The 17547-nt window shown below is 69.7% G+C and carries 23 protein-coding genes and 1 pseudogene; 7 read left to right on the plus strand and 17 right to left on the minus strand.

Annotated features, from left to right (window positions below):
• Positions 1–309, minus strand: a 309-nt coding sequence (locus tag KY469_20485; protein ID MBW3665480.1) for a nuclear transport factor 2 family protein, incomplete at its 3' end; no start/stop codon positions are given.
• Positions 310–915: 606 nt separating this feature from the next.
• A complete protein-coding gene (locus KY469_20490; protein ID MBW3665481.1) occupies positions 916–1125 on the minus strand; it encodes a M15 family metallopeptidase in 210 nt (69 codons plus the stop codon).
• A gap of 676 nt (positions 1126–1801) precedes the next feature.
• Between KY469_20490 and KY469_20495 the strand changes: the two genes are divergently transcribed.
• The 3 genes from KY469_20495 (at position 1802) to KY469_20505 (ending at position 3409) form a co-directional block, all read left to right on the plus strand.
• Positions 1802–2197 (plus strand): AbrB/MazE/SpoVT family DNA-binding domain-containing protein, encoded by a 396-nt coding sequence (locus tag KY469_20495; GenBank protein MBW3665482.1) that lies wholly within the window; start codon positions 1802–1804, stop codon positions 2195–2197.
• Positions 2194–2589, plus strand: a complete 396-nt coding sequence (locus tag KY469_20500) for a type II toxin-antitoxin system VapC family toxin (GenBank protein ID MBW3665483.1) — start codon at positions 2194–2196, stop codon at positions 2587–2589. The genes KY469_20495 and KY469_20500 overlap by 4 nt, the downstream gene beginning before the upstream one ends.
• An 82-nt stretch (positions 2590–2671) precedes the next feature.
• Positions 2672–3409 carry a hypothetical protein gene (locus KY469_20505; GenBank protein ID MBW3665484.1) on the plus strand — a complete coding sequence of 246 codons (738 nt, stop codon included), beginning with the start codon at positions 2672–2674 and terminating at the stop codon, positions 3407–3409.
• 144 nt (positions 3410–3553) lie between these two features.
• On the opposite strand, the gene KY469_20510 is transcribed toward KY469_20505, so the two are convergent.
• Both KY469_20510 and KY469_20515 read right to left on the minus strand, forming a co-directional pair.
• Positions 3554–3952, minus strand: a complete 399-nt coding sequence (locus tag KY469_20510) for a type II toxin-antitoxin system VapC family toxin (GenBank protein MBW3665485.1) — start codon at positions 3950–3952, stop codon at positions 3554–3556.
• On the minus strand, positions 3949–4185 hold the full coding sequence (locus KY469_20515) for a hypothetical protein (GenBank protein ID MBW3665486.1): 237 nt from the start codon (positions 4183–4185) through the stop codon (positions 3949–3951). Before KY469_20515 ends, KY469_20510 begins: the two co-directional genes overlap by 4 nt.
• A 179-nt stretch (positions 4186–4364) precedes the next feature.
• Here KY469_20515 and KY469_20520 point away from each other — a divergent pair, with 179 nt between their 5' ends.
• Entirely contained in the window at positions 4365–5708 is a 1344-nt protein-coding gene (locus KY469_20520; protein ID MBW3665487.1) for a serine/threonine protein kinase, read from the plus strand.
• Here KY469_20520 and KY469_20525 read toward each other — a convergent pair.
• Entirely contained in the window at positions 5686–6072 is a 387-nt protein-coding gene (locus tag KY469_20525) for a nuclear transport factor 2 family protein (GenBank protein MBW3665488.1), read from the minus strand. The genes KY469_20520 and KY469_20525 overlap by 23 nt on opposite strands.
• Positions 6073–6197: 125 nt before the next feature.
• Between KY469_20525 and KY469_20530 the strand changes: the two genes are divergently transcribed.
• Positions 6198–6977: a transglutaminase family protein gene (locus KY469_20530; GenBank protein ID MBW3665489.1), complete on the plus strand. Its 780-nt coding sequence runs from the start codon at positions 6198–6200 to the stop codon at positions 6975–6977.
• Between the two features lie 298 nt (positions 6978–7275).
• Here KY469_20530 and KY469_20535 read toward each other — a convergent pair whose 3' ends face one another.
• The 8 genes from KY469_20535 to KY469_20570 all read right to left on the minus strand — a co-directional run bounded on the left by KY469_20535 (position 7276) and on the right by KY469_20570 (position 12455).
• Positions 7276–7710, minus strand: coding sequence for a hypothetical protein (locus tag KY469_20535; GenBank protein ID MBW3665490.1), 435 nt, complete (start codon positions 7708–7710; stop codon positions 7276–7278).
• A gap of 92 nt (positions 7711–7802) precedes the next feature.
• Positions 7803–8492 (minus strand): DUF2182 domain-containing protein, encoded by a 690-nt coding sequence (locus tag KY469_20540; protein ID MBW3665491.1) that lies wholly within the window; start codon positions 8490–8492, stop codon positions 7803–7805.
• A gap of 51 nt (positions 8493–8543) precedes the next feature.
• Positions 8544–9152 (minus strand): DUF1326 domain-containing protein, encoded by a 609-nt coding sequence (locus KY469_20545; GenBank protein MBW3665492.1) that lies wholly within the window; start codon positions 9150–9152, stop codon positions 8544–8546.
• A gap of 166 nt (positions 9153–9318) precedes the next feature.
• The gene (bfr, locus tag KY469_20550; protein MBW3665493.1) at positions 9319–9798 is read right to left on the minus strand and encodes a bacterioferritin; all 480 of its coding nucleotides are present in this window, start codon (positions 9796–9798) and stop codon (positions 9319–9321) included.
• A 32-nt stretch (positions 9799–9830) separates the two neighbouring features.
• Positions 9831–10079, minus strand: coding sequence for a (2Fe-2S)-binding protein (locus tag KY469_20555; GenBank protein ID MBW3665494.1), 249 nt, complete (start codon positions 10077–10079; stop codon positions 9831–9833).
• A gap of 277 nt (positions 10080–10356) precedes the next feature.
• Positions 10357–10695: a type II toxin-antitoxin system PemK/MazF family toxin gene (locus tag KY469_20560; GenBank protein ID MBW3665495.1), complete on the minus strand. Its 339-nt coding sequence runs from the start codon at positions 10693–10695 to the stop codon at positions 10357–10359.
• A complete protein-coding gene (locus tag KY469_20565) occupies positions 10692–10973 on the minus strand; it encodes a hypothetical protein (GenBank protein ID MBW3665496.1) in 282 nt (93 codons plus the stop codon). Before KY469_20565 ends, KY469_20560 begins: the two co-directional genes overlap by 4 nt.
• Positions 10974–11099: 126 nt before the next feature.
• Positions 11100–12455, minus strand: a complete 1356-nt coding sequence (locus KY469_20570; protein ID MBW3665497.1) for an FAD-binding oxidoreductase — start codon at positions 12453–12455, stop codon at positions 11100–11102.
• A 201-nt stretch (positions 12456–12656) separates the two neighbouring features.
• Here KY469_20570 and KY469_20575 point away from each other — a divergent pair, with 201 nt between their 5' ends.
• Positions 12657–13298, plus strand: coding sequence for a TetR/AcrR family transcriptional regulator (locus KY469_20575; GenBank protein ID MBW3665498.1), 642 nt, complete (start codon positions 12657–12659; stop codon positions 13296–13298).
• A 73-nt stretch (positions 13299–13371) separates the two neighbouring features.
• Here KY469_20575 and KY469_20580 read toward each other — a convergent pair.
• Both KY469_20580 and KY469_20585 read right to left on the minus strand, forming a co-directional pair.
• Positions 13372–14213 (minus strand): annotated as a pseudogene (locus KY469_20580) (isocitrate lyase/phosphoenolpyruvate mutase family protein).
• Positions 14214–14262: 49 nt separating this feature from the next.
• Positions 14263–14715, minus strand: a complete 453-nt coding sequence (locus KY469_20585) for a helix-turn-helix transcriptional regulator (GenBank protein ID MBW3665499.1) — start codon at positions 14713–14715, stop codon at positions 14263–14265.
• Positions 14716–14831: 116 nt separating this feature from the next.
• Between KY469_20585 and KY469_20590 the strand changes: the two genes are divergently transcribed.
• On the plus strand, positions 14832–15242 hold the full coding sequence (locus tag KY469_20590; protein ID MBW3665500.1) for a cyclic nucleotide-binding domain-containing protein: 411 nt from the start codon (positions 14832–14834) through the stop codon (positions 15240–15242).
• Positions 15243–15249: 7 nt separating this feature from the next.
• On the opposite strand, the gene KY469_20595 is transcribed toward KY469_20590, so the two are convergent.
• Both KY469_20595 and KY469_20600 read right to left on the minus strand, forming a co-directional pair.
• The gene (locus KY469_20595) at positions 15250–16677 is read right to left on the minus strand and encodes a wax ester/triacylglycerol synthase family O-acyltransferase (protein MBW3665501.1); all 1428 of its coding nucleotides are present in this window, start codon (positions 16675–16677) and stop codon (positions 15250–15252) included.
• A 14-nt stretch (positions 16678–16691) separates the two neighbouring features.
• Complete coding sequence (locus KY469_20600; GenBank protein ID MBW3665502.1) at positions 16692–17369, minus strand: nitroreductase family protein; 678 nt, start codon at positions 17367–17369, stop codon at positions 16692–16694.
• Positions 17370–17547 lie beyond the last annotated feature (178 nt).

Raw genomic sequence — 17547 nt, forward strand, 5'->3', positions numbered from 1 at the left:
GGCGATCTTGTCGCCAGCGTCAAGCTCGATCAGGTTGACCGTGAACATCGGCGGTGCGCCGTCATAGCTGATGAGGAGCTCGGCTACGACGAGGTCCCCCCAGCGGTTCAGCCGGCGGATCTTGAAGGCGAGGTCCGCTGGGTACTGTCGGCGCCACTCGCGGAAGTTCTCGACGCCCTCGTAGCGCTCACCGCCCTGAGGGAACTCGAGGACGGCATCGTCCGCGTAGACCTCGTGGGCGATGTCCTCGTCGATGCCCGCGTACTCCCAATGGCGTTCCAGGTCGGCTCTCAGTTCTGGGTCGAGCATCGTCTCATCCCTTCGATCGTGACACGGAGCCATGCCAGGTCCGTGGCGGTTCACGCCGATCATCCCGTTCGTCTAGCGCTTTGTCACGAGGACGCGTCCAGCGCCTGCCGTGCGTTGTCACGATGAACTGTTGGCCTGAGGTTTCGCCGAGGCTGCCCAGCTGTCACCGCGCGTTTGTTCACGTGGCTGGCAGGCCGGCTCACACCCGCTCAGGATCCGTTCTGGACGGCTTCCGATCGGGAAAGTCCCGTTGCTACCGCGAGTATTGCGCCCTCCAGCTGACATCCGGTGCGCGGCGCCCATCGCTTCCGGTCGCCGCATCGCCAAGATCGTCGAACAGACCGAGAACTCGAAACGGAACCAGAGCCGCAGGTCGCAGCAACCGGTGCCGGCATCCTCCTCCCACCTCGCGCATCGACCACCCCACCTAGCGCGGACCGCTCGACACCTCCTGGCACAGCCACCACCTTGCCACCGACAGCCAGCAACTCTGATGCCGAGGGGAACATCGTCCGCGACGAGAACGGTCACGCGGTCGGGGCCGTCGCGCATGGGGACGCTGCGCTGCAACCACTGGCGCTGCCCAACACCGAGAAGCTGGCGCTGCTACCGCCCGCGTAAGAGGGCCAGGCGGCTGCGCTCGGCTACGTCGCGCCCTTGCCGAGCCAGCCGCGCATCGGGCCGACTGTCTCGCCGCGTCTCCATGAGCTTCGCGAAGCCAGGCACGTAGTCGAAGTGCATCGTGTCCATGGTGTCCCACGCCCCGCCCGGATCGAAGCCGTGCTCGACCATGGCCTCGTAGAAGTGGCGGTTCATGCCGAACCCGGCCCCCTCTCCACCTGCGCCGGGGTCGGGTCCCGGCGTACGAAGCCGGTCGTGAGGAGCTGGTAGAGCGAGGCTCACCGACCGTCCGCTTCGGGCGGGTAGGCGGCGTGTTCGGCCGCCGCTTCGACTGCCGCCAGCCGAAAATGAGCTGGTAGTCGGGTGCGTTGATGGCGTCGATGTGCTTCTGGTGCTTGTCCAGCTCGAACGCGTAGTAGGCAGACCGCAGCCGCGCCATCATGGCGTCCTTGAGCGCCGCGGGGGTGGCGTAGGTGCCCGGGTCGAGGTCGCCGGAGGTGCCGCGGTGGCGCCGGACGAAGATCGCCTCCGGCGCGTTGATCATGATCTCCCACACATCGTCATCGTCCAGCAGCGGAGCCAGCGGGCCGTACCCGGCCAGGTTGCGCTCCGCCCGCTCCACCACGTGTCGGTCGTTCTGTACCGCTGAGGTATAGAACCGCCTACGCCGGTGCGGGGCGGGGGGCACGGGTGGACGGCGGGGTGCGGGAGGGGGAGATCTCACCCCACCTTCGTGCCGACTTCACCCCCGCGCGTCGCTGCCAACAGGGGTCCGTGTCACGTCCCGTCGAAGCGCAACCTCTCGTGCCCGTCGCAGGCTCGTCGGTCCATGGACGACGATCCCGCCCGACCTGAGCGCGGTGCCCACTCGATGTGCCCGAGATGCCACCGGGCAAGGGCCACGGTGTCGCGAACCTCGACCACCAGGTCGTCGCCGTGGCCCGGATCGGAAGCACACCGCCGTGTCGGTGAGGCAGATCACGTCCCGCGTCGGACTCCCGCGGCGAGTGGTTGCGACGCCCCTGCCGGCTCAGCGAAGGTCACGTCCAAGGGGCAGATCACGATCCCGAAGCAGGTCCGGGATGCGTTGGACCTGCACGAAGGCGACAAGGTCGTCTTCCGCATCTTCGATGGGCGGGCGGTCCTGTCCCGAACGCCCGACCTGCTCGACCTGGCGGGCGCCGTACCGGTCCCAGCAGGCAAGCAGGGCGCCGACTGGTCGACCATCCGTGAACGAACGCGTCGCCAGCGAGCCACGCGAGGATGACGACCTTCCTCGACACCAACATCCTGGTGCGCCACTTCACCGGCGACCCTCCGGCACAGGCCCGTCGGGCCACCTCCCTGCTCGCGGCTGCGACGGACCTGCACCTGACTGACGTGGTCGCTGCCGAGACCGTGTACGTGCTCGAGTCGTTCTACGAGGTCCCACCTGCGGACACGGCACGCCTGCTTCGCTCGGCCGTCGCCTTCGAGGCCGTCACGGTGGATGACGAGGACCGGCTTCTGCGTGCGCTGGAGATCTACGAGCTCCATGCCATCGACTTCACCGACTGCTACCTGGCGGCGTGTGCGGAGATCGATGGTCAGGGGCTCGTCGCCAGCTTCGATCGCGACATCGACAAGGTGCAGACCGTCACCAAGCTCGAGCCTCGCTAGAACAGGTTGGCCCACATCCTGCGCGAGCACTCGGTTCCCCCGACTGGTAAAACACCCGCGGGGACTTCGTAAGGGGAGGCAGATGCCCGATGAGGAGGCCTCGACCGAGGTCGTGACGATCGATCGCCGCTTCCGGGGACCGCTTCGTTCGGGGAACGGTGGCGTGTCGGCGGGGCTCGCTGCCAGGTTCATCGAGGGCCCAGCCACCGTGCGCCTGCGACGACCGCCGCCGCTCGACCGACCCCTTGGGGTACGTCGAGTTGACGGTGCCGTGCACGTTTTCGATGGCCAGGAACTCGTGATGGAAGCCAGCCCCGCGGCCACTCCGGTTGAGCCGCCGCTCCAGGGCGCCGTGCTCGAGCGGACACTCGAGCGCGGCACGACCCCGCCCCCGGAGAGGCATCGGGCCCCGGAATGCTTCGTGTGCGGTCCGCGTGACGATGGACTTCGCATCTGCCCCCGGCATCTGCCGGGCACGCAGGTGTGGTCGACGGTGTGGACCCCCGACGACTCGGTCTCGAGCATCGGCGCGGTCGTCGATGCCCACATCGTTTGGGGAGCGCTCGACTGCCCGGCTGGCATCGCGGTCGTGCGCGGCGGTCTGGCCGAGCTGACCTTCTTCCCGGCGTTGACCAGCCTCGCTGCCACCATCGAGCATCCCGTCCCCGTCGGGCGGCCCGTGGCGGTCCTCGGTTGGCTCATCTCGGAGGACGAACGGCGCATCAACGGCGGGACCGCGGTAGTCGGTAGTGATGGCACCGTCCTGGCGAGCGCCTACGCGCAACACGCGCGACTACCACTCGACTTCGGCAGCCGCTGACCGAGCTCGCTGTCGGTCCTCATGCGCCGACGATGCCATCCGTCCGCCCGCGCATACGACACGGTCGTACGCCGCCAGGATCGAAGACCGGGAGGTAGCCGGCGCGCGCGTCATCCCGCAGTCTCCTGCGTCGTGTCTCGGCGGCTACGACGTGGTGGTTCTGAACGTGCAGAGGGGTCCAGGGGCGGCCGCGAGCCGGGTATCGAGCGTTGCGCACGGGACGTCGTAGGACTCCGCGAGGGCCACGTACCAGGCGTCGTAGGCGGTGACGGTGTTGCGGAGCTCCCAGACACGTGGCGCCAAGGGGCGGAAGGGGAACAGTTCGATCCGGAGGTCGAGCAGATCCGCCAACGCCAGCGACGCGACATCCACCGAGACGTCGCCTGCGAGAGCAGCGCGACGCAGGATGTTCGCGACCTCGGCGGGCATCAGGTGCGGAGCGATGACGTGATCGTTGGCGAGCAAGTCCTCAGCCCACGTGCCGTCCGGTCCAGCGTCGATGAGCGCTGAGGTGACCACGCTGGCGTCGACCACCAGTGTCATCGGCGGTCCGCGGCCCGATGCTCCACGATCCGGTCTGCCGACAGTCTGCTGCCGGTCTGTTGCTTACGCTGTCGGACGCGCTCCATCAGGTCGGCCGGGTCAGGCTGACGGGCGAGCTCGATCAGCTCGGACCGCAGGTACTCCTGTAGGGACCGGCCGCTGCGTCGCGCACGAGCAGACAGCTCGTTGTGAGCGTCCTCGGGGACGTTGCGGATCGTGATGGAGGTCGTCATAGCGCTAGTCTGCATGTTGCAGCAGCGGAATGCAAGCGTCGCAAGAACGCCCGATACAACGCAGTCCAACGGATGTGCCGTGCCAGAGGCGACCTCGTTAGCAGACCTGCCGGACGCAGGACGCGGGCATCCCCGCGTCGAACACGCTCACCGACGAGAAGGGCGCTGACAGGACCACCATGACGACAACAGCGGCCACCGTGCTGGCGCTCGCCGGCCTCCTGCTCGCCGCAGACACGCCCGACGGCGCCCCGAGCCGCGACGTCGTGTTCGTCGCCAACGCCGAGGGCGGCACGGTCACGGCGGTCGACGCCGCCACCTTCGCGCTGCTCCTCCAGCTCGACGTCGTTCCCGACGGCGAGAGCGCCGAGCTGGGCGAGGACGACCCGGTGCAGGCGACCATCGGCCAGCAGCTCGTCGAGGCCGCGGGCGGCGAGAACCTCGCGCAGGACCAGGACCTCTCCCCCGACGGTCGCACGCTCTACGTCTCTCGGGGCCACCGCGGTGACGTCGCCGCCTTCGACCTCGCGTCGGGCGAACTCCGCTGGAAGACCCCGGTCGACGGCATCCGCGCCGACCACGCGACCTTGTCCGCCGACGGGACCCGGCTGTACGTCTCGTCGCTCACGACCGACGTGGTCGAGGTCTTCGACACGTCCGACGGCACGGTCGTCGGGTCGGCCGCGACCGGCGAGTGGCCGCACGACAACCACCTCAGCCGCGACGGCGAGCGCCTCTACAACGCGAGCATCGGCAACATCGTCACGCCGGAGGAGACGCGGGACGCCCGGATCGCGCTTCCGGGGGTACCGTCGCCGTACCAGCTGCGGATCATCGACACGGCCACGCTCGAGACGCTCGAGACCCACGAGTTCGACCGCGGCATCCGCCCCTTCGCGCTGGACGCCTCCGAGACCCGGGTGTACGCGCAGCTGTCGCAGCTGCACGGTGTGATCGAGTACGACCTCGAGGCGGCGGTCGAGACTCGACGTCTCGAGCTGCCGATCGACGACGGGGTGACCGAGGACGACTACTCGTTCGAGGCGCCGCACCATGGCCTCGCCCTGTCGCTCGACGGCACGACCCTGTGCCTCGCCGGTCGCGCGTCCGACTACGTCGCCCTGGTCGACGTCGCGAGCTTCGAGCCGACCGCGATCGTCGACGTCGGTGACAGGCCGAGCTGGTCGCTCACGACCCCGGACGGCGGGCACTGCGTCGTCGCGAACACCGGCGACGGCACGGTCTCGTTCGTGTCCTACGCGACGCGTAGCGAGGTGGCACGAGTCCCGACCGGCGCGGGACCGAAGCATCTCGAGGCGGGCCGGGTGCCGGCCGATGTGCTCACCGCGTGGGCGACCGCTGCCGATGGCGCCGCTGAGGGCGATGCCGCGGCATCACCCGAGCACGCCCCTGCGCCGGACGACGGGGCCGGTGGGCTGCCGGCGACCGGCGGCGGGCTCGCCGGCATCGCGCTCGGCGCGCTCGGCGCCGCGACCGCCCTCACCGCGCGCCGTCGCCGGTGAGGGGCTGGGCGTGGCGCGCCTGGAGCCGCCACCCCTCCGGCATCCGGACCCACACGTCGGTCATCCGGTAGGTGCCGTCCCGCCGCTCCCCGCCCATGCGGCCGAGCTGGCGGTAGCGACTGCGGGCGATCGCGCAGGTGCCGTAGTGCTGGACCTCGAGCTCCTCGAACGCGTAGTCGTCGATGACGTACTCGCGGTCGGTCACCTCGAGCCACTCGGCGCGCGACCGGACCTCGCGGCCACGCCTCCCCGTCGTGAGCGTGAAGTCGTCGCCGAGGAGCCGTTCGAGCCGGGCCATGTCGCGGTCGCGCACCGCGTCCATGACCGCCCGCTCGAGAGCGGCGATCTCCTCGACGTCGTCCACCGTCGCTCCTCCGCTCTCCGCCCCGTGGGCTGAGCCAGCCAGCATGCCAGAGCGGTGCACGTCCGGAGCGGGACCCGCGCGGCGGTTACCTTCGGCTCCTCCGCCCCACGGACCGAACGGATCCCATGCCGCTGCTGAACGTCCGTTCCGCGGTCGACTGGACCGCCGAGGAAGACGCGACGGCGGTGCTGCTCGTGCGCGTCGGCGAGACGGATGCACAGCGGGTCCGCGACGAGCACCTCGAGGTCGACGGGGCGGAGGTCGAGGACCCCGGCGTCCGCTGGGACGGCGCCCGACCGCTGCGCCTGCACGCGACCGCGGGACCGGTCAGGCTCCGCTACACCGCGACGGTCGAGGTCGACGACGAGGTCCCGGACACCGACATCGAGCTCCCGACGCTGAGCGACCTCGACCTCGGTCTGTTGCGCTGGACCCTCCCGAGCAGGTACTGCCCGTCCGACGTCATCGGGCCGAGTGCCGAGGCGCTGTTCGGCGACGCGCCCCGCACCGGCGCTCTGCTCGAGCAGGTACGCCGGTGGGTCGAAGCCAACGTCGCCTACGTCCCCGGCACGAGTGACGTCCACACGGCGGCCGACGAGACCCTCCTGCGGCGGACCGGCGTCTGCCGTGACCTCGCGCACCTCACCGCGTCGCTGCTGCGCGGGCTCGGCATCCCGGCGCGGCTCGTCGCCGCCTACGCGCTCGACCTCGACCCACCGGACTTCCACGCGGTGGTCGAGGCGCACAACGGGGTCGCGTGGCGTCTCCTCGACGCGACGGGGCTAGCGCCGGTGGGGACGCTCGTCCGGATCGTGACCGGTCGAGACGCGGCCGACATCGCCTGGGGCACGACCGAGGGTCCGCTCACGCTCGATGACCTCGCGGTCGCGGTCGAGCGCGCCTGACGGAAACCCGCAGCATGGCGAGGAGACGGGAGTGGCCGCCGCGCTAGGAGGGACGGGCGGGGCCGTCTGCATCGAGGCGACGTTGGGCAACGGCACGTCGAGCTCGAACACCTCCTCCGCCGTCACCACCCCGTCCGGCGTGAGCTCACGGACCTCGAGCGCGAGCGGTTCCTGCAAGCCCTCGTAGGTTGAGCGACGATCCCCGCGACCTGACGAACGGGCAACACCAGGTCGCGTCAGCCGGCGTTGTCGGGCGCATCGTGTCACCGGTTGGGATAGCTGGATCAACCAACCCGCCCTACCTATGTGTGTCGCGAGTGGGCAACACGTGATGCTCGTCACGGTCGATCGCTCGTCGCACGAGAGTTCCGACGAGCGTGAAGGTGATGCCACCGATGCCCGCTGCTGCGAGAGCCTCGACCACCCGTCGACCCAGCGCCACTGCGAGAACGAACCATGTCAACGCGAACGCCATCCCACCCACCAGGACGCTGAGCAGCGGCACGCCAGAAGGTCCGCGGTTCGCACCGATGTACAACACCACCGCGTTGAGCACGACGAAGCCGAAGATGACACCGGCAGCACCGGCTTCGCCCCGCACCAGCGCAGTCACCCCGGCGACAAGTAGTAGGAACAGGAACGTCCAAAGCCCACGCCACAGCCACACCGGCGGTTCAGCACGATCGAGATGGACTCGGCGGTCGAGCCAGACCAGCCAGCCCAGCAAGCGCATGCGTGACTCCGTCGACGCGGCGACGGTATCCAGCGCCCTCGAACGTCGCCACCAACCGGGTGACGGCCGGTCAGGTCGGCGTCGGGCGACCGTCAGGTCAGGCCGGGAGCGATGCCAGGGAGCCACCACACGGCCACGGCGGCGAGTAACGAGAGCACCCCCGTCGAGAGGGCGAGTTGCTCGCCCCGGGGCAGCAACTTCTCTGCGGCCACGACTGCCGCCAGAGCGACCATGGCACCGAGGTGCATCGTGCCGACCACGATGAACAAGGCCATCAGCGCCCAACAGCACCCGAGGCAGTACCCCGCATGGCGCACGGCCACCCGCACTTCTCGGAACGGACCGGTGAACGATGCGTAGTGCACGAGCTGCGAGATCGGTGACCGGCACTGCCGCAGGCATCGCTGTTTGAACGGACTGAGTTGCCAGACGCCCACGGTGGCGAACACCACCGACGCGATGGCGGTCCCGCTACGTCCCGAGCCCAACTGGACCTCGACGGCCCGCAACGCTGCCCACGCCGGTACCGCGGAGAGGGCCCAGACGGCCAGGTAGGTGCTCGTGAAGGCGACGAGCCGCACGGTCCGGTGTCGTTGGAACGTCCGGGAGTACAGCACGCCCACCGGTGCCACGGATGGCAGCATCATGGCGGCCATCATGAGTGCCCACATGCCGCTGAACGCCCCGACGCTGAGCCCCATCGTGCCGGGCATGCCTCCCATGCCTGCGGTCCGGGCGAACGTCAGGACCCACAGGCCAGCCGCCACCACCGACAACGCCATGAGTGGCGGCGTCCACCGCAGCAGAGCTGGGTGCCCAGCGGCGGACAAAGGTCAGCCCGACCAGCTGAACGGCGCGGCGAAGCCGCTCGTACCCGCTCCTTCGAACGAGATCCCGAACACGTCGACGCGGTTGCCATCCGCCCCGCGCGCCATCGTCAGCGTGTCGTTGGCCGGATGGAACACGTTGGAGAGCCGGACCGGCCCTTCGCTGTCCTCAGTGGAGTAGATGTCGTCGACCCCGAGCGAGGCAGCATCACCGAAGCTGGCGCGGTGGTGTCCGTCGGTCTCCTCGAAGGACACCGGGACCTGTTCGAAGCCCACCATCTCCCCGATGAGTGGCCCCAGCATCTCCGGCACACCCCCCGCCTGCCCCGACAGCACCCTCTGGAACCCCTCGACCTGGGACTCGTCAGCACCGTCGTCGAGCAGCACCCCGACCTTCCAGCCACCTTCGGACATCAGCGCAGGCGAGTCGATCACCATCGCGAACGTGCGGCCCCCGACATCGACACCATCGATCTCGCCTTGCTCGACGTGGAACGCCAGGAACGCCCGGCAACGATCGTGCGTGGCTTCTTGCTGCAGACCGGACCAGGTGCAAGGACAGATGACGTCGCAGTTGCAGTTCTCGAAGTACGTGCCGGACAGGTTCCAGGCCATCAGCTTCTCCTCCAGCCGACCCGGCCACACCCGCGATCAGCGGAGGCTCCGGACCAGCCCGTCCACTATGGACCAGTGACGCACAGAAGTCCATCGATGCCGAGGTGACGACCCGGAGGCGTCGACCCTCGTTCGATGAGGCTCTGCCGGTCGGCGGGGACGGGGGTCAGGTCGACTCCGGCGTGGTGTAGCGGGCGAGGTAGTTCTGCAACCCTACGAGCTCGATCGCGTCCAGCTGGGACTCGAGGTAGTTGGCGTGCTCCTCCTCGTCGGTGAGCATCCCGGCGAGCATCTCGCGGGTGCCGATGTCGCCCTTGTCCAGCGCCAGCTCCACCCCTCGTCGGAGCCGATCGATCGCCTCGGTCTCCACCTGCAGCCCCAGCTCGATCATCTCCTTCGGGCTCTCCCCGCTCCGCAACGCATCGAGCCGCTGGAGGTTGGGGTGGCCCTCGAGGTACAGGATCCGGTCGATCAGCTCCTCGGCGTCCCGCATCTCATCCATCGACCGGTCGCGGAACACCGTGGCCAAGCCGGGCAGGCCCCACCCCTCCAACATCTTCGCGTTCAGGAAGTACTGGTTGACCGCGGTCAGCTCCGCGGTCAGTACCTCGTTGAGCAGCTCCACCACATCGCTGTCGCCCTGCACCCCACCCTCCCAGCCTTGTGAGACGGTCGAACCTACACCGCAGCCTCCACCGGGGCAGGCTCCGACGCCCGCGCAAGCCGACGCCGGATCTCGGCGGCGGTCAGGTCTTGTTCGGCGGGCAAGCCGTGCTCGCGGAGCAACCGCCGTAGCTCCGGCAGGCACCCCCCGCAGCGGCTACCCACGCCGCAGACCTCGGCGAGCGCACATGCCTCCGTCGCTCCGGACGCGATCGCATCACGGACCTCGCGGTCGGACACGACGCGACAGTGACACACGATCACGCCGACCCCTCCCCACCCCGGGCGACACGACGCTCCCGCACGACGATCTCCGCCGTCGCGAACGCGACCGGTCGGCGCCACAAGGCGAAGGGATCGTGCACGGCCGCGACCTCCCGAGCCGACTCAGGACCGTCCTACCCATCATGGTAACGAGGAATCTTAGGTTCACCTAACCTAATGCTGCGGCCATGCGATCGGCGTCCGGCCGCCGGCCGAACGTGTACAGCAGTGGGAGGGCGCACCCGTAGGTGTCGTTCCCCAACGACAGTCTGCTGGATCAGTCGAGTGCTAGGACGTGGCGCAGGGCCTGGTCGATGTCCCGCATGGTCGTCGGGCTGAGCATGCCGCGGCGGTCTTCGAGGTCGTCCTTGTGGACGAGCTCGAGTTCGTCGACCATGGCGCGGCCGGCCAGCGGCGCGTCCGCGTCGGTGAGGTCCACGATGGTCGGCAGCGGACGCTTCGGACGGCTGGTGATCCGTACGACGTGGACCCACTCGAACCGTGATCGGTTGCGCCCGTCGTTGGAGACGATCACCACGGGCTTGGGCGTGTCGGATGCGAGGTAGCGGAAGTTCCAGACGGTGCCGCGCAGCAGCTCGTTCGTGGGCGGGGTCACGACCGGCGGCGGCGCCGCGCAGCGGTCGTCTGCTCGACCCACTCCCGCGTCTCGTCGAAGTCACCGGCATCGACGGCCTCGTTGTAGGCCCCCTCCAACAGGCTGTCGCGGACACGGCGCGCCCCGAGCAGGACCAGCGCACGCAGTTCCGCGGAATCGGACGACAGATGTTCGCCGGCCAGCCGTTCGAGCGCTGCATGCTCGTCGGTGCCTTCCTCCAGGAAGGGGCCGACGACCTCGCTGTCGCGAGGGTCGAAGTTGACGGTCTTCCGGTTCAACGTCGCCATGCAGCACAGTATGCAGCACACTATGCACCGTCGCAACCGCCCGGGCCGAGTCGTCTCCCCGGACGCGACGTCCTGGTCCGGCGCTAGCGGCGATCGGTCTCCAGCTGGCGTGGGACGTCAAGCGCTCGGGTCGAAGAGCCCGTCGGGATCGAGGCGGTCGCGCAGCGCCGCGAGCCGCTGGTAGTTGGCGTCGCCGTGAGCCATCCGTCGCATGCGGTCGCCGTCCTCGAAGAAGCCAGGGAAGTTCAGGTACTCACGCCCCGTCGACACGTCCCGGAACGCATCGATGCAGTCGCGGGTCCAGGCGAGGTTGTCGGCGTCAGCGGCGGGATCCTGCCAGTTGGCTTCGACGCCCAGCAGGTACGGGGAGCTGCGATCGCCGAAGGCGGTCGCGTCGGCGTCGACCCGACTCATCTGACCAGCGAGGTGCCAGATGTCCACGGTCGACAGATCGGACGGACGCCGTTCGGCCCACTCCCGCGTGAGCTGGATCACCCCGTCGGACAGATCCGGCAGGTGGAGCGACTTCCAGTAGTAGCGCATCCCGTCGGGGTAGTCCGCGTCCAGGATCTGCTGCAGTTCGACGAAGGGCATCGGTCCGCTGAGGTCGACCAGCGGGTCCCCGAGGTCACGTAACGGCTGTACCAGCCGTTCACCCGCCTCGAGGTCGGTCGCTGCGCACGCCATCAGCAGCACGTAGGGCTCGCCCCAGATGTCCTGGGGGAAGTCGTCCTCGTCGGGGACGGTCCCACAGATCGCGAAGGAGGACACCTCGTCCTCCAAGTCGGCGGTGAGATCGCGGTACGCCGCGAGGATGTCGGGTGTGCGGTCCGCGTGGTACAGGACGAACGCGACGAAGACCTCGGGACCGAGCGGGTGCAGTTCGTAGTCGAAACGGGTCACGACGCCGAGTCCGCCTCCACCGCCCCGCAGTCCCCACAGCAGTTCGGCGTCACGGTCCGTGGATGCCTCGCGGACGTCGCCGTCCGCCGTGACGACCTGGGCGCCCACGAGATTGTCGCAGGTGAGGCCGTGCTTGCGTCGCAGCCATCCGATCCCGCCGCCGAGCGTCAGGCCGCCGATGCCGGTGTCGGATACGACCCCGCCTGGGGTGGCGAGCCCGTGCGCCTGCGTGGCGGCGTCGAGGTCGGCCCACGTGGCACCTCCCACAGCCGAGGCGACACGGCCGTCGGGGTCGATGTGAACCTCGCGCATCTCGGACAGGTCGATCACGAGTGCTCCGTCTGCGATCGCGGTGCCGGCGACGTTGTGGCCTCCACCCCGGACCGCGATGCCCACCCCGTGGGACGCGGCGAACCGCACCGCGTCCTGAACGTCGGAGACGTCCGCGCATCGGGCGATCAACGCGGGTCTGCGATCGATCATCCCGTTCCACACGGCGCGGGCCTCGTCGTAGCCGGCCCCACCCGGCCGGAACAGCTTCCCTCGCAGCGAGTCGGCTAGCTCGGACATGGCATCACCCAGATGCACCGTGCCGCCGTCGAGCGTCGTCGCGGTGATCATCGTCTCCTCCAGATGAGCGGCTGTTGTGTACCGACTAGTTGGTATGTAACAGCATCTGCAGTCAGGTTTCAAGCCGCAAACCGGAGATATCCGCCCGTCAGTGACCGACCATGTAGTCTGTTCCCCGGTCCACGAAGCGCAGAGGAGCACATGCCGAGAGACGGCACCGCAACCCGGACGTCGATCATGGACGCCGCCGAACAGCTGATCCTCGAGCGCGGGTTCGCGGGCACCCCGATCGACGACGTGCTTGCCATCGCCGGGGTCACCAAGGGTGCGTTCTTCCACCACTTCGCCTCGAAGCAACAGCTGGCTCACGCGCTGGTCGAGCGGTACGCCGCACTCGATCTGGGGCACCTCGAGGACAAGATGCGCCGGGCCGAAGAGCTCAGTACCGACCCGCTCCAGCAGCTGCTGGTGTTCGTCGGACTGTTCCGCGAAGAGGCTGCGGAGCTCACCCAGCCCTACCCCGGCTGCCTCATGGGTTCGTACTGCTACGAGGCCGGACTCTTCGACGAACCGATCATGGACGTGATCGCATCGACGATGCGGACCTGGCGAGAACGGCTCACGGCCAAGCTCGAAGAGGTCGCCGACCAGTACCCGCCCCGACGCGACGTCGATCTCCCCAGCCTCGCCGAGCAGATCACGGTCGTGTTCGAGGGCGCCTACATCGTGTCGAAGGTGAGGCAGGACCCTGCGGTGGTGGCGCAGCAGCTCCAGCACCACCGCACCTTCCTGGAACTGCTGTTCACACCCGAGGACGCACCTACATCGCGGCCGGCCGGCTGACCGACGGGCATTGACCCGGCCAGCCAGCTCATCGCCGATCCCGATCGTCTCGCGGAACTCGAGCTGACGTTGCTCACGTCGGTGGGCGGATCCCCCTGAACGCTCGCTCGCGGTCAGCCCGCGACAACGCCGAGTCCACGTAGGTCGAGGTGCCGGCCGTCAGCAGCTCACGGGCGGCTGCAGCCAGCGCCCCGTACGCCGCGAACGCGAGCGCGCCACCGGTCGAGACGCGCCGGACGCCGACCTCCTCCAGTTCGGCGACGGTCGGTCCCTCGGGTCGCGCGAGGACGTTGACCGGGATCTCCACCTCGGTCACGACCCGCCTGATGTCGTCGAGGTCGACCAGGCCAGGCGCGTAGGCGACGTGCGCGCCGGCGTCGCGGTACGCGACCAGCCGCGCGATCGTGTCGTCGAGATCGTCGTTGCCGTAGAGGTGGTTCTCGGCGCGCGCGGTCAGGAGCATGCCCTCCGTCCGTGCCACCTCGGCCGCCGCTGCGACCCGCTCGACCGCCCGCTCGGTCGAGTCGATGCCGGCGCCTGGGGCGTAGTCCTCGATGGAGACACCCGCGGCCCCGCGTGCGCGAGCCGGCGGACGGTTTCGGCCACGCCGTCAGGCGTGGTCGCGAAGCAGCGCTCGGCGTCCACGCTCACGGGCAACTCGACGCACGAAGCCAGCGCCCCGACATGGTCGAGCAACTCGTCGACCGTGACGGTCTGGTCCTTCCGACCGAGCGAGGCTGCGTGGCCGGAGCTCGTGGTCGCGATCGCCTCGAACCCCAGCGACGCGAGTATGCGAGCCGAGCCGATATCCCACGCGTTGGGCAGGACGAACGTGCCATCGGCGTGGAGCCGAGCGAAGCGCTCGCGCGGAGATGACACGTCGACTCCTCGTCGCGGGTGGTGGGGGTGTGGCATCGACGCGCCTCGTCGCGGGTGGTCGGGGCTGGCGCCGACGCGCCGCTACTCAGTCGAGCGGATCGAGGCGGACGGTGCGGCGATCGGTGACGACGTGGCCGTGGTCGCACACCAGCCGCGCGTGCACCTCGGTGTCGCATTCGTCGTGCCGCAGCACGACCGGCGGGCCGCCGTCCTCGTGGCGCAGCCAGCGATCGCCGTAGTCCATGAGCGCGACGAGCACGGTCTGCAGGTCACGCCCCTTCCCGGTCAGGCGGTACTCGAAGCGCTCGCGGTCACCCGGCTCGCGGTACGGGCGCCGCTCCAACACCCCCGCGTCGACGAGCCGGGCGAGCCGGTCGGTCAGCACGCTGCGCGAGATCCCCAGGTGAGCGGTGAGGTCATCGAAGCGGCGCACGCCGTTGAAGACGTCGCGCAGGACGAGCACCGACCAGCCGTCGCCGAGCAGGTCGACGGTCCGGGTCACCGAGCAGTCACCCGCTTCGACGTCGCTCCAGTCCAGTCTCACGTTCGACATGGGATCAGGCTACCACCTGAGTTGCTCTTGCGAACCCAGGTCGGCTATGCTGAGTCCGTCTGGAGAACCCAGATGAACGTAGAAGCCAGGAGGAGGGAGCCATGTCGACGACCTGGGATACCAAGTTGGCCCGGCTGGGCGAGGTCCCGCTGTTCGAGGGCTGCGACCGCCGCGAGGTCCGCGCGATCGGCCGCCTCGGTGATCTCACCACGCGCCCCGCCGGCACCGTGCTGACCCGCGAGGGACGCTGGGGCGGCGAGGCTCTGGTCATCGTCGACGGGGTCGCCATCGTCACGTACCGAGGCAGGAGCGTGGCCGACCTCGGCGCGGGAGACGTCGTGGGGGTGGTCGCGGCTCTGCACCCGGGTGCCCAGCCCACGACCGTGACCGCTACCACCGAAGTCGAGCTGCTCGTGTTCGACCCACGCGCGTTCCGCTCGCTGCTCGAACTCGTGCCCGTCGTGGCCCGCCGGATCCTGACGCAGACGACGGGGCGCCTCGCCGCCGCGTAGACGATCGTCAGCCGGGACCGGATGGTGAGTCGGCTGATCGCCGAGGACGTCGACCTGCAGGACGATCAGATGATCGTGACCGGTCGAGCAGTTCGCGGAGCCCCGCCTCGATCCCGCGGGCCAGCACGTCAACGTCGGAGGCGGTGGCGTAGTCGCCGGTGATCCCGAAGGTGAGCGTGCCGTCGTAGGAGAAGATCCCGACCACGATGCGGACGCCGCCGGCCAGGGGGATCAGGGGGCCGCTCTCGAGCAGCCGGCGCCCGGCGAAGTAGAGGGTCTGCTGCGGCCCGGGGACGTTCGTGGTCGCGGTGTTGAAGGTACGCAGGGGTAGCCGGGTGGCCAGTCGCCCGGCCATCGCCGCGAGCATCGGCGGGGCGAAGCCGGCCATCTGCACCAGCCGCTCGCCGGCTACGGCGCCCCGCGCCTGCTTGAGGCCGTCCATCTGCCTGCGGATCTCGCCGTGGCGCGCGACCGCATCGTCGAGCCCCACCGGTAGGTCCGCGAAGACCGCGGACACCCGGTTCGTCAGCACGCCACGCTCGCCCTCGGCCCGGACGGAGACCGGCACGAGCGATCGGACGACCTCGACCTCCGAGAGTTCGCCGCGTGCCTGGAGCAGGTCGCGGAACCCGCCTGTGATGGCGGTCAGCACCACGTCGTTGATGGTCCCACCGAGGCCCTCCCGGACCGCCCGGACGTCCTCGAGGGTGGCGCGGGCGACGGTCCAACGCCGGTGCGGACCGATCGGGCCGTTCAGCGACGTGGCCTTGGCGGGGCGCAGCAGCGGGGCGAACGGAAGGGATGCACGGAGCGCCTCGGTGCCCTTGGCGAGCACGCGACGGGGCGCCCGGAACAGCGCCGTCGCGCCGCGCAGGCCGGCCAGCGGACGCAGCGCACCCACGGCGGACCGTCGGACGACCCCGACCAGGTCCGTGGCGGGCTCGGGGGACCACGGTTCGGGCGCATCCACCGTCGACTCGGCGTCCCGGTCGAAGACCACGGACATGAGGTCGGCCGCGGCGACGCCGTCGACCATGCAGTGATGGACCTTGGACACCAGTGCCCAGCGTCCCTCCGACAGGCCTTCGACGGCCCAGATCTCCCACAGCGGCCGGGCGCGGTCGAGATGCTGCGACATCACCCGGCTGACGAGCGTGTGCAGCTCGCGATCACCGCCAGGCGAGGGCAACGCCGTCCGTCGGACGTGGTAGTCGAGGTTGAAGTGGGGATCGTCGACCCAGACCGGCGTGCCGAGGTGCAGGGGGAGGAACCGCACCTTCTGCCGGTAGCGAGGGACCAGGTGCAGCTTGCCGGCGAACCGCGCCATCAGCTCGTCGTGATCAGGCGCTGGCCCTTCGAGGATGGCGGCGCCGCCCACGTGCATCGGCGTGACATCGTCCTCGACGTGCAGGAAGGTGGCGTCCTGGACGCTCATGGGCTCCGCGGTGGTCACCAGCGGTCCCAGTGCACGACCGACGCGGCGTCACGGCGCTGCGCAGCTCGGAAGTCGGTGCCGATGGTGTAGGCCACGGGCAGCAGCGCTGCCTGGGTGCAGCGCTCGTAGGGGATGCCCAGCAGCTCGGCGGCGCGACGCTCCTGGGTCAGGTGCAGGGTGGTCAGCGAGCTGCCCAGACCCCGCGCGCGCAGCGCGAGCTGGAAGCTCCAGATCGCCGGGAAGATCGAGCCCCAGAAGCCGGCCTGTAGGGCCGTGCCACCGAAGGGCAGCGCACCCGAGCCGGCCCCGTCGCCGTCCGTGCGTCCCCAGGCGCACGGGATCACGTGGACGGGGACGCGGTGGAGGTGCTCGGCGAGGTACAGGGCCGAGCTGACCACGCGGGCCTGCTGGTCGTCTCCCGGTGGGGGCGCCGCGTCCGCCGCGTCACCGTCGGCAGGGAGCAGGTACCCGCGCGCGCCCTCGCGGTAGAGGTCGGCGAGCTCGGCCCGTAGGGCGGGTTCGGTGACGACGACCCAGTGCCAGTTCTGCATGTTGGAGCCCGTGGGCGCCTGCAACGCGATGTCCAGGCACTCCTCGATGACCGCCCGCTCGACGGGCCGGTCGAGGTCCAGGCGCTTGCGCACCGCCCGGGTAGTGGTGAGCAGCTCGTCAGGCGTCAGGTCGAGTGTCATGCCTCCCCCCTGGAGGGGGGAGGGGCCGGCGTTGCCGGCCTGGGGGGTGAGGCCTGATGTGTCATGCCTCCCCCCTTGAGGGGGGAGGGGCCGGCGTTGCCGGCCTGGGGGGTGAGGCCTGATGTGTCATGCCTCCCCCCTGGAGGGGGGAGGGGCCGGCGTTGCCGGTCTGGGGGTG

It is taken from the genome of Actinomycetota bacterium (assembly GCA_019347575.1).
Lineage (GTDB): Bacteria > Actinomycetota > Nitriliruptoria > Nitriliruptorales > Nitriliruptoraceae > JAHWKY01.

Bases quoted from the DNA above. Each gene is read 5' to 3' on its own strand.
- KY469_20535 (MBW3665490.1), bottom strand. From the start codon at position 7,710: ATGCGCTTGCTGGGCTGGCTGGTCTGGCTCGACCGCCGAGTCCATCTC.
- KY469_20510 (MBW3665485.1), bottom strand. From the start codon at position 3,952: ATGACACTGGTGGTCGACGCCAGCGTGGTCACCTCAGCGCTCATCGAC.
- KY469_20570 (MBW3665497.1), bottom strand. From the start codon at position 12,455: ATGTCCGAGCTAGCCGACTCGCTGCGAGGGAAGCTGTTCCGGCCGGGT.
- KY469_20540 (MBW3665491.1), bottom strand. From the start codon at position 8,492: ATGGCGTTGTCGGTGGTGGCGGCTGGCCTGTGGGTCCTGACGTTCGCC.
- KY469_20520 (MBW3665487.1), top strand. From the start codon at position 4,365: ATGACGACAACAGCGGCCACCGTGCTGGCGCTCGCCGGCCTCCTGCTC.
- KY469_20500 (MBW3665483.1), top strand. From the start codon at position 2,194: ATGACGACCTTCCTCGACACCAACATCCTGGTGCGCCACTTCACCGGC.
- KY469_20495 (MBW3665482.1), top strand. From the start codon at position 1,802: ATGTGCCCGAGATGCCACCGGGCAAGGGCCACGGTGTCGCGAACCTCG.
- KY469_20595 (MBW3665501.1), bottom strand. From the start codon at position 16,677: ATGAGCGTCCAGGACGCCACCTTCCTGCACGTCGAGGACGATGTCACG.
- KY469_20545 (MBW3665492.1), bottom strand. From the start codon at position 9,152: ATGGCCTGGAACCTGTCCGGCACGTACTTCGAGAACTGCAACTGCGAC.
- KY469_20505 (MBW3665484.1), top strand. From the start codon at position 2,672: ATGCCCGATGAGGAGGCCTCGACCGAGGTCGTGACGATCGATCGCCGC.
- KY469_20490 (MBW3665481.1), bottom strand. From the start codon at position 1,125: ATGAACCGCCACTTCTACGAGGCCATGGTCGAGCACGGCTTCGATCCG.
- KY469_20575 (MBW3665498.1), top strand. From the start codon at position 12,657: ATGCCGAGAGACGGCACCGCAACCCGGACGTCGATCATGGACGCCGCC.
- KY469_20515 (MBW3665486.1), bottom strand. From the start codon at position 4,185: ATGACGACCTCCATCACGATCCGCAACGTCCCCGAGGACGCTCACAAC.
- KY469_20530 (MBW3665489.1), top strand. From the start codon at position 6,198: ATGCCGCTGCTGAACGTCCGTTCCGCGGTCGACTGGACCGCCGAGGAA.
- KY469_20590 (MBW3665500.1), top strand. From the start codon at position 14,832: ATGTCGACGACCTGGGATACCAAGTTGGCCCGGCTGGGCGAGGTCCCG.
- KY469_20600 (MBW3665502.1), bottom strand. From the start codon at position 17,369: ATGACACTCGACCTGACGCCTGACGAGCTGCTCACCACTACCCGGGCG.